This window comes from Streptomyces sp. B93 (assembly GCF_018070565.1).
Classification (GTDB): Bacteria; Actinomycetota; Actinomycetes; order Streptomycetales; family Streptomycetaceae; genus Streptomyces.
The window spans coordinates 126462-135618 of record NZ_JAGPXL010000018.1 but is presented as its reverse complement, the minus strand read 5'-3'; the positions used below and the strand labels follow the sequence as shown (position 1 = coordinate 135618).

Annotated in this window: 6 protein-coding genes; 4 read left to right on the top strand and 2 right to left on the bottom strand. The window is 70.1% G+C overall.

The features are described from left to right. Nucleotides 1–290 precede the first annotated feature (290 nt). Nucleotides 291–1175 (bottom strand): succinate--CoA ligase subunit alpha, encoded by an 885-nt coding sequence (gene sucD, locus KBY47_RS19655; RefSeq protein ID WP_210922480.1) that lies wholly within the window; start codon nucleotides 1173–1175, stop codon nucleotides 291–293. Nucleotides 1176–1189: 14 nt separating this feature from the next. Continuing rightward, nucleotides 1190–2323, bottom strand: a complete 1134-nt coding sequence (sucC, locus tag KBY47_RS19650; protein WP_210922479.1) for an ADP-forming succinate--CoA ligase subunit beta — start codon at nucleotides 2321–2323, stop codon at nucleotides 1190–1192. Nucleotides 2324–2476: 153 nt separating this feature from the next. Between sucC and KBY47_RS19645 the strand changes: the two genes are divergently transcribed. The 4 genes from KBY47_RS19645 to KBY47_RS19630 all read left to right on the top strand — a co-directional run bounded on the left by KBY47_RS19645 (nucleotide 2477) and on the right by KBY47_RS19630 (nucleotide 9071). Next, entirely contained in the window at nucleotides 2477–4171 is a 1695-nt protein-coding gene (locus KBY47_RS19645; protein WP_210922478.1) for a thiamine pyrophosphate-binding protein, read from the top strand. An 11-nt stretch (nucleotides 4172–4182) separates the two neighbouring features. After that, nucleotides 4183–5412: a formyl-CoA transferase gene (frc, locus tag KBY47_RS19640; protein WP_210922477.1), complete on the top strand. Its 1230-nt coding sequence runs from the start codon at nucleotides 4183–4185 to the stop codon at nucleotides 5410–5412. Nucleotides 5413–5416: 4 nt separating this feature from the next. Continuing rightward, nucleotides 5417–7561, top strand: a complete 2145-nt coding sequence (locus KBY47_RS19635; RefSeq protein ID WP_210922489.1) for an acetate--CoA ligase family protein — start codon at nucleotides 5417–5419, stop codon at nucleotides 7559–7561. Nucleotides 7562–7682: 121 nt separating this feature from the next. Next, the gene (locus KBY47_RS19630; protein WP_210922476.1) at nucleotides 7683–9071 is read left to right on the top strand and encodes an OFA family MFS transporter; all 1389 of its coding nucleotides are present in this window, start codon (nucleotides 7683–7685) and stop codon (nucleotides 9069–9071) included. Nucleotides 9072–9157 lie beyond the last annotated feature (86 nt).

Below are 9157 nucleotides of genomic sequence, written 5' to 3'. Positions count from 1 at the left end.
GGAGAGGGTGGGGGTGGGGGTGAGGGCGGGGGTGGGTGTAAGTGCGGGTGCGGGTGCGGACGAGGGCTCTCCGTCCTTGACGTCGAGCACGACCCGCACCGGTCGCGCGGCCCTGGTGCGGGCCGCACCGCCCGCACCGGTCGGCGTACGGGTGCCGAGGCGGATACGCCCGCACCGGTCGCGTACCGGTGCCGAGACGGATACGGCCGCACCGTCACGCGGTACCCGGTGCCGTGGGGCCCAGACCGTCGCGCGCCCGGACCGGCACCGACGCGGGCGCGCCCCGCCTCTCAACCCCCGCCGTCCAGCACCGCCTGCGCCAGCCGCGCCGTCCGCGTCGGTGTGTCCCCCACCCGCACGCCGACCGCCTCCAGCGCCTCCTGCTTCGCACGGGCCGTGCCCGTGGAGCCGGAGACGATGGCGCCCGCGTGGCCCATGGTCTTGCCCTCGGGCGCGGTGAAACCGGCGATGTAGCCGACGACCGGCTTGGTGACGTGGTCGCGGATGTAGGCGGCGGCGCGTTCCTCGGCGTCACCGCCGATCTCGCCGATGAGGACGATGAGTTCGGTGTCGGGGTCGTCCTGGAAGGCGGCGAGGCAGTCGATGTGGGTGGTGCCGACGACGGGGTCGCCGCCGATGCCGACGCAGGTGGAGAAGCCGGTGTCGCGCAGCTCGTACATGAGCTGGTAGGTGAGGGTGCCGGACTTGGAGACCAGGCCGATCCGGCCGGGTTTGGTGATGTCGGCGGGGATGATGCCCGCGTTGGCCTGGCCGGGGGTGATGAGGCCGGGGCAGTTGGGGCCGATGACGCGGGTGCCGCGGTGTGCGGCGTGGGTGGTGAAGGCGACGGTGTCGTGGACGGGGATGCCCTCGGTGATGACGACCGCCAGTCCGATGCCCGCGTCGGCGGCCTCGGTGACGGCGGCCTTGGCGAAGGCGGGCGGCACGAAGACGACGGTGACGTCGGCGCCGGTCTCCGCCATGCCCTCGGCAACGGAGCCGAAGACGGGGACGGCTCGGTCGTCGAGGTCGACGGTGCGGCCCGCCTTGCGCGGGTTGACGCCGCCGACGACATTCGTGCCCGCCGCGAGCATGCGGCGGGTGTGCTTCATGCCCTCGCCGCCGGTCATGCCCTGGACGAGGACCTTGCTCTCCGTGGTGAGGTAGATGGCCATGGCGTCCGGGCTCCTCATGCGGCGGTGGTGGCGAGTTCGGCGGCGCGGCGGGCGGCGCCGTCCATGGTGGTGGCCTGCTGGACCAGCGGGTGGGCGTGCTCGTCGAGGATGGCGCGGCCGCGGGCGGCGTTGTTGCCGTCGAGCCGGACGACCAGCGGTTTGGTGAGCCGTACGGTGTCCAGGGCCTGCACGATGCCCTCGGCGACCGCGTCGCAGGCGGTGATGCCGCCGAAGACGTTGACGAAGACCGACTTCACGGCGGGGTCGGAGAGGATGACCGACAGGCCGTCCGCCATGACGCGGGCGGAGGCGCCGCCGCCGATGTCGAGGAAGTTGGCGGGGCGGGCGCCGCATCCGGCGACCACGTCGAGGGTCGACATCACGAGTCCGGCGCCGTTGCCGATGATGCCGACGGAGCCGTCGAGCTTGACGTAGTTGAGGCCCTTGGCGGCGGCCGCGGTCTCCAGCGGGTCGTCGCGGTCCTCGTGCTCGGCGCCCCAACGGGTCTGCCGGAAGCCGGCGTTGTCGTCGAGGGTGACCTTGCCGTCGAGGGCGAGGATCCGGCCCTGGGTGGTGCGGACGAGCGGGTTGACCTCGACCAGCAGGGCGTCCTCGCGGACCAGTACCTGCCAGAGCCGGACGAGGACGTCGGCGGTCCGCGGCGGCAGTCCGGCCGCGGCGGCGATCTCGCCCGCCTTGGCGGAGGTGACGCCCTCGGCCGGGTCGACGGGGATCCGGGCGACGGCCTCGGGTCTGGTCGCCGCGACCTCCTCGATGTCCATGCCGCCCTCGGCGGAGGCGATCGCGAGGAAGCGCCCGGCCGCGCGGTCGAGGACGTAGGAGACATAGAACTCGCTCTCTATGTCGACGGGTTGGGCCAGCATCACGGTGCCGACGGTGTGGCCCTTGATGTCCATGCCGAGGATCTGTCGTGCCGTCAGCTCGGCGGCGGCCGGGTCGGCGGCGAGCTTCACGCCGCCCGCCTTGCCCCGTCCACCCGTCTTGACCTGCGCTTTGACGACGACCCTGCCACCGAGCCTGCGGGCGATCTCGCGTGCCTCCTTGGGCGAGTCGGTGATCTCGGCCCTCGGCACCACGATGCCGTGTTCTTCGAAGAGTTGCCTTGCCTGGTGTTCGAACAGGTCCATCTCGGCTCCTGACTTAAAAGTGCCGCACGCCCCCTGGACACCACCCACCGGATGCGGGATAACAAGCTTCATACAGTATTCGTCGACTGTATGCAATCTACGGAATCCACCGCGAGAGCCTTCCAACCCCCTACGAAGGGACAGGACTTCGCCATGCCTGACGACAGCCGCGACCAGGACGAACAGCTCATCTCGGGTGGGCATCTCGTCGCCAAGGCGCTCAAAGCGGAAGGTGTGGACGTCATCTACACCTTGTGCGGCGGGCACATCATCGACATCTACGACGGCTGCGTCGACGAGGGCATCGAAGTCGTCGACGTCCGTCACGAGCAGGTGGCCGCGCACGCCGCCGACGGGTACGCGCGCATCACCGGCAAGCCCGGCTGCGCGGTCGTCACCGCCGGACCCGGGACCACGGACGCCGTCACCGGTGTCGCCAACGCCTTCCGCGCGGAGTCCCCGATGCTGCTGATCGGCGGTCAGGGCGCGCTCACCCAGCACAAGATGGGGTCCCTCCAGGACCTGCCGCACGTCGACATGATGGCGCCGATCACCAAGTTCGCGGCGACCGTCCCGGACACGGCTCGCGCGGCGGACATGGTGTCGATGGCGTTCCGCGAGTGCTACCACGGCGCGCCCGGGCCCTCCTTCCTGGAGATCCCGCGCGACGTCCTCGACGCCAAGGTGCCGGTGGAGAAGGCACGGGTGCCGAAGGCGGGCGCCTACCGGGCCTCCACCCGCTCGGCCGGGGACCCCGAGGCCGTCGAGAGGCTCGCCGACCTGCTGGTGCACGCCGAGAAGCCCGCGATCCTGCTGGGCAGCCAGGTGTGGACGACCCGCGGCACCGAGGCGGCCATCGAGCTGGTGCGGACGCTGAACATCCCCGCCTACATGAACGGCGCGGGGCGCGGCACGCTGCCGCCCGGCGACCCGCACCACTTCCAGCTCTCCCGCCGGTACGCCTTCTCCAACGCGGATGTCATCGTGATCGTCGGTACCCCCTTCGACTTCCGCATGGGCTACGGCAAGCGGCTGTCGCCGGACGCCACCGTCGTCCAGATCGACCTCGACTACCGCACCGTAGGCAAGAACCGCGACATCGGCCTCGGCATCGTCGGCGACGCGGGGCTGGTGCTGAAGTCGGTGACGGAGGCCGCCTCCGGTCGCGTCAACGGGGGCGCGTCGAAGCGCAAGGAGTGGCTCGACGAGCTGCGCGCCGCCGAGCAGACGGCGCTGGAGAAGCGGCTGCCGCAGCTCAGGTCGGACGCCTCACCCATCCACCCGTACCGGCTGGTCAGCGAGATCAACGACTTCCTCACCGAGGACTCGATCTACATCGGCGACGGCGGCGACATCGTCACCTTCTCCGGGCAGGTCGTACAGCCCAAGTCGCCGGGCCACTGGATGGACCCGGGCCCGCTGGGCACGCTCGGCGTCGGCGTCCCCTTCGTGCTGGCGGCCAAGCAGGCGCGGCCCGACAAGGAGGTCGTCGCCCTCTTCGGCGACGGCGCCTTCTCCCTCACCGGCTGGGACTTCGAGACCCTCGTCCGCTACGACCTCCCCTTCGTCGGCATCGTCGGCAACAACTCCTCCATGAACCAGATCCGCTACGGCCAGGCCGCCAAGTACGGCACCGAGCGCGAGCGGGTCGGCAACACCCTCGGCGACGTCCACTACGACGAGTTCGCCCGGATGCTGGGCGGACACGGCGAGGAGGTCCGCGACCCCGCCGAGATCGGCCCGGCGCTGCGGCGCGCCCGGGAGTCGGGCAAGCCGTCGCTGATCAACGTCTGGGTCGACCCGGACGCGTACGCCCCCGGAACCATGAACCAGACCATGTACAAGTGAGGAGCGCTTTCATGACCAAGGCTCTTGAAGGCATCCGCGTCCTGGACATGACCCACGTCCAGTCGGGGCCCTCCGCCACCCAGCTGCTGGCCTGGCTCGGCGCGGACGTCGTCAAGCTGGAGGCGCCGACCGGTGACATCACGCGCAAGCAGCTGCGCGACCTCCCGGACGTCGACTCCCTCTACTTCACGATGCTCAACTGCAACAAGCGGAGCATCACCCTCAACACCAAGACCGAGCGCGGCAAGGAACTCCTCACCCAGCTGATCCGGCGCTCGGACGTCATGGTCGAGAACTTCGGGCCGGGCGCGGTCGACCGCATGGGCTTCACCTGGGACCGCATCCAGGAGATCAATCCTCGGATCGTCTACGCCTCCATCAAGGGGTTCGGCGACGGCCCGTACACCAACTTCAAGGCGTACGAGGTCGTCGCGCAGGCCATGGGCGGTTCGATGTCGACCACCGGTTTCGAGGACGGGCCGCCGCTGGCGACGGGCGCCCAGATCGGGGACTCGGGCACGGGCGTCCACGCCGTGGCGGGCATCCTCGCGGCGCTGTACCAGCGGGAGCGCACCGGGCGCGGGCAGCGGGTGAACGTGGCCATGCAGCACGCGGTGCTCAACCTCTGCCGGGTGAAGCTGCGCGACCAGCAGCGCCTGACCCATGGTCCACTCGCCGAATATCCCAACGAGGACTTCGGCGACGAGGTTCCCAGGTCCGGCAACGCCTCCGGCGGCGGTCAGCCCGGCTGGGCGGTCAAGTGCGCGCCGGGCGGCCCCAACGACTACGTGTACGTCATCGTGCAGCCCGTCGGCTGGAAGCCGATCAGTGAGCTGATCGGGCGGCCGGAGCTGGCCGAGGACCCCGAGTGGGCGACGCCGGAGGCCCGGCTGCCGAAGCTGAACAAGATGTTCCAGCTGATCGAGGAGTGGTCCTCGACGCTGCCCAAGTGGGAGGTGCTGGAGCGGCTGAACGCCCACAACATCCCCTGCGGGCCGATCCTGTCGACCAAGGAGATCATCGAGGACTCCTCGCTGGTCGCCAACGAGATGGTGGTGCGCGTACCGCACCCGCAGCGCGGCGAGTTCGTGACCGTGGGCAGCCCGCTGAAGCTCTCCGACTCCCCCGTGGACGTGACCAGTTCACCGCTGCTGGGCGAGCACAACGAAGAGGTCTACGTCGGCGAGCTGGGCCTCGGCGACGAGGAGCTGCGCCTGCTCAAGTCGAACGGAGTGATCTGACGTGATGGCCGAAGACCGGGTGCTGCGGGTGCGCGCGCTCCTCGACTCCGTGCGGGCCGAGGGACGTACCGCGCTCACCGCGCCCGAGGGCAAGGTGGTCGCCGACGCGTACGGGATCGCCGTACCCGGTGAGGAGCTGGCGACCGACGTCGACGAGGCCGTGGCGTACGCGGCGCGCTTCGGCGGGCCCGTGGTGCTGAAGATCGTCTCCCCGGACATCCTGCACAAGACCGACGCGGGCGGTGTGATCGTCGGTGTCGAGGGGGCCGCTGACGTGCGGGCGGCCTTCCACCGGATCGTCGACAACGCGCGCGCGTACGATCCCGGCGCCCGGATCGACGGCGTACAGGTGCAGGAGTTGCTGCCGCAGGGGCAGGAGGTCATCGTCGGCGCGGTGACGGACCCGACGTTCGGCAAGGTGGTGGCGTTCGGGCTCGGCGGGGTGCTGGTCGAGGTGCTGAAGGACGTCACGTTCCGGCTCGCGCCCGTGGACGCCGACGAGGCGTTGTCCATGCTGGACTCGATCCGGTCGGCGGAGATCCTGCGCGGGGTGCGGGGGCAGGCGGGGGTGGACCGGTGGGCGGTCGCCGAGCAGATCCGCCGCGTGTCCCAGCTCGTCGCGGACTTCCCGGAGATCGCCGAGGTCGACCTCAACCCGGTGATCGCCACGGCCGAGGGCGCGGTCGCCGCGGACATCCGGGTCATCCTCGCCGAGTCGCTGCCGACGCCTCGCCGGACGTACTCGCGCGAGGAGATCCTGACCTCCATGCGGCGGCTGATGCAGCCGTCGTCGGTGGCCGTGATCGGCGCCTCCAACGAGGCGGGCAAGATCGGCAACTCGGTGATGCGCAACCTCGTCGACGGGGGCTTCTCCGGGGAGATCCACCCGGTGAACCCCAAAGCCGATGACATTCTGGGCCGCAAGGCGTACAAGAGTGTCACGGACGTTCCCGGTGAGGTGGATGTGGCCGTCTTCGCCATTCCCGCCAAGTTCGTGGCCAGGGCTCTGGAGGAGGTGGGACGCAAGGGCATCCCCAACGCCGTCCTCATCCCCTCCGGGTTCGCCGAGACCGGCGAACACGAACTCCAGGCCGAGATCGTCACCATCGCCGAGCGCCACGGCGTCCGGCTGCTCGGGCCGAACATCTACGGCTACTACTCCACCTGGCAGGACCTGTGCGCCACGTTCTGCACGCCCTACGACGTCAAGGGCGGCGTCGCGCTGACCTCGCAGTCCGGGGGCATCGGGATGGCCATCCTGGGCTTCGCGCGGACCACCAGGACCGGGGTGTCGGCGATCGTGGGGCTCGGCAACAAGTCGGACCTGGACGAGGACGACCTGCTGACCTGGTTCGGTGAGGACCCGCACACCGACTGCATCGCCATGCACCTGGAGGACCTCAAGGACGGCCGGGCCTTCGTGGAGGCCGCTCGCGCGACCGTGCCGCGGAAGCCCGTCGTCGTGCTGAAGGCGGGCCGTACGGCGGCGGGTGCGAAGGCCGCCGGATCGCACACCGGAGCCCTCGCGGGCGACGACGCCGTGTACGACGACATCCTGCGTCAGGCCGGGGTCATCCGGGCGCCGGGCCTGAACGACATGCTGGAGTACGCGCGCGCGTTGCCGGTGCTCCCCGCCCCTCTGGGGGACAACGTGGTGATCATCACCGGGGCCGGTGGGAGCGGGGTGCTGCTGTCCGACGCGGTGACGGACAACGGCCTGACCCTGATGGAGATCCCGCCGGACCTGGACGCGTCGTTCCGGGAGTTCATCCCGCCGTTCGGAGCGGCGGGCAACCCGGTGGACATCACCGGGGGCGAGCCCCCGTCGACGTACGAGGCGACGATCCGTCTGGGGTTGGAGGACCCGCGCATCCACGCGCTCGTCCTCGGCTACTGGCACACCATCGTCACTCCCCCGATGGTCTTCGCCGAACTGACCGCGCGGGTGGTCGCCGAGTACCGCGAACGGGGGGTCTCCAAGCCCGTGGTGGCCTCCCTCGCCGGCGACGTCGAGGTCGAGGAGGCGTGCCAGTACCTCTTCGAGCGGGGGGTCGTGGCGTACCCGTACACGACCGAGAAGCCGGTGGCGGTGCTCGGCGCGAAGTACCGCTGGGCCCGGGCGGCGGGGCTGTTGGGGGGCGGTTCATGACGTGAGGCAGCGGGGGGCCGGCCGCCGGTGCGCGGCGGCCGGCCCCCGGACCCCCGCGCGCACGAAAGGCATTGGACAGGGGGCGCTGGCCAGAACTTTCGACGCAAGGGGTGCAATCAACGTGACTACTACCGACGTGACAAGGGTCGCCACCTATCGGGAGGTGACCGACAGGAACGGACGCGTCTACCGCGTGGGCGAGTCCGACATCGACATCATGGGCCGCAAGCGCAAGTGGATGGTGATCCTGCCCTGGGTCGGCATGATGGGCATCTCCTCGGCGGAGTACGCGTTCGCGTCCGCCGAGGACACCCTCCACGAGGCGCACCACTGGTCCAGCGGCAGCATCTACTGGATGATGACGGTCTGGGTGTTCTGCCAGGCCGCGGTCGCGTTCCCGGCGGGACGGCTGCGCGAGAGCGGCAGGCTTCCGGCGCGCTGGGCGATGATGCTGGGCTCCCTCGGCACACTGCTCGGCTATCTGTCCCTGGCGTACGCGCCGCATGTCATGGTCGCCTTCTTCGGTTTCGGCGTGTTCAGCGGCATCGGCGCGGGCATGGTGTACGCCACCTGCGTCAACATGGTCGGCAAGTGGTATCCGGAGCGCAAGGGCGGCAAGACCGGCTTCGTCAACGGCGGTTTCGCCTACGGCTCGGTGCCGTTCGTCTTCATCTTCACCGGCTTCATGGACGGCTCCAACTTCCGCTGGGTGCTGGTCTCCGTCGGTGTGTTCCTCGCCGGAGTGGTGGCGGTCGCCGGCTTCTACTTCCGGGACCCGCCGAAGAACTGGTGGCCCGCGAGCGTCGACCCGCTGAACCCGCCGGAGGACCCGCGGGCCCGGCGTTCCCTGGAGAAGAACCCCCCGGCCGACAAGCAGTACTCCCCGATGGAGGCGTGGAAGACCGGCCGGGTGGCGCTGATGTGGTTCTGTCTCGCCTGCACCTCCGGCGTGAACATCTTCGGCATCGCCTTCCAGGTCGACATCGGTGAGGACGCGGGCTTCGCGGCCGGGATCGTGGCCACCGCGATGTCGCTGAAGGCGATCGTCAACGGCACCGGGCGCGGTGTCATCGGCTGGCTCTCCGACCTCTACGGCCGCAAGCAGTGCCTGCTCTACGTGTGCGCCATCCTGGGCCTCGCCCAGTTCGGCATCATCTGGTCCGCCGAGATCAAGAACCTGCCGCTGTTCCTGATCTTCTCCGCCGTCTCCGGCTTCGGCGGCGGCGCCATCTTCCCCATGTTCGCGGCGATGACGGCGGACTACTTCGGCGAGAACAACAACGCCACCAACTACGGAATGGTCTACAGCTCCAAGCTCGTCTCCGGCCTCGGCGCTGGCATGGGTTCCGTGGTCGTGGGCGCCTGGGGGTACAACGGCGCCTTCACCCTGGCGGGCTGCATCTCGATCTTCGCCGGCTTCGTGGCCCTGTTCCTCACCCCGCCGGGAGGCAACCGGAACAAGCGCCGTATCACTCCCAATCCGCAGCCGCTCGGCGACGAGACGGCATGACCCTGACCCGACCCGACGCCGCGCACCGTCCCCGCCGTGCCGTGATGGCCGTCACCGACTTCCCGTACGGGTCCGTGGGCTGACCG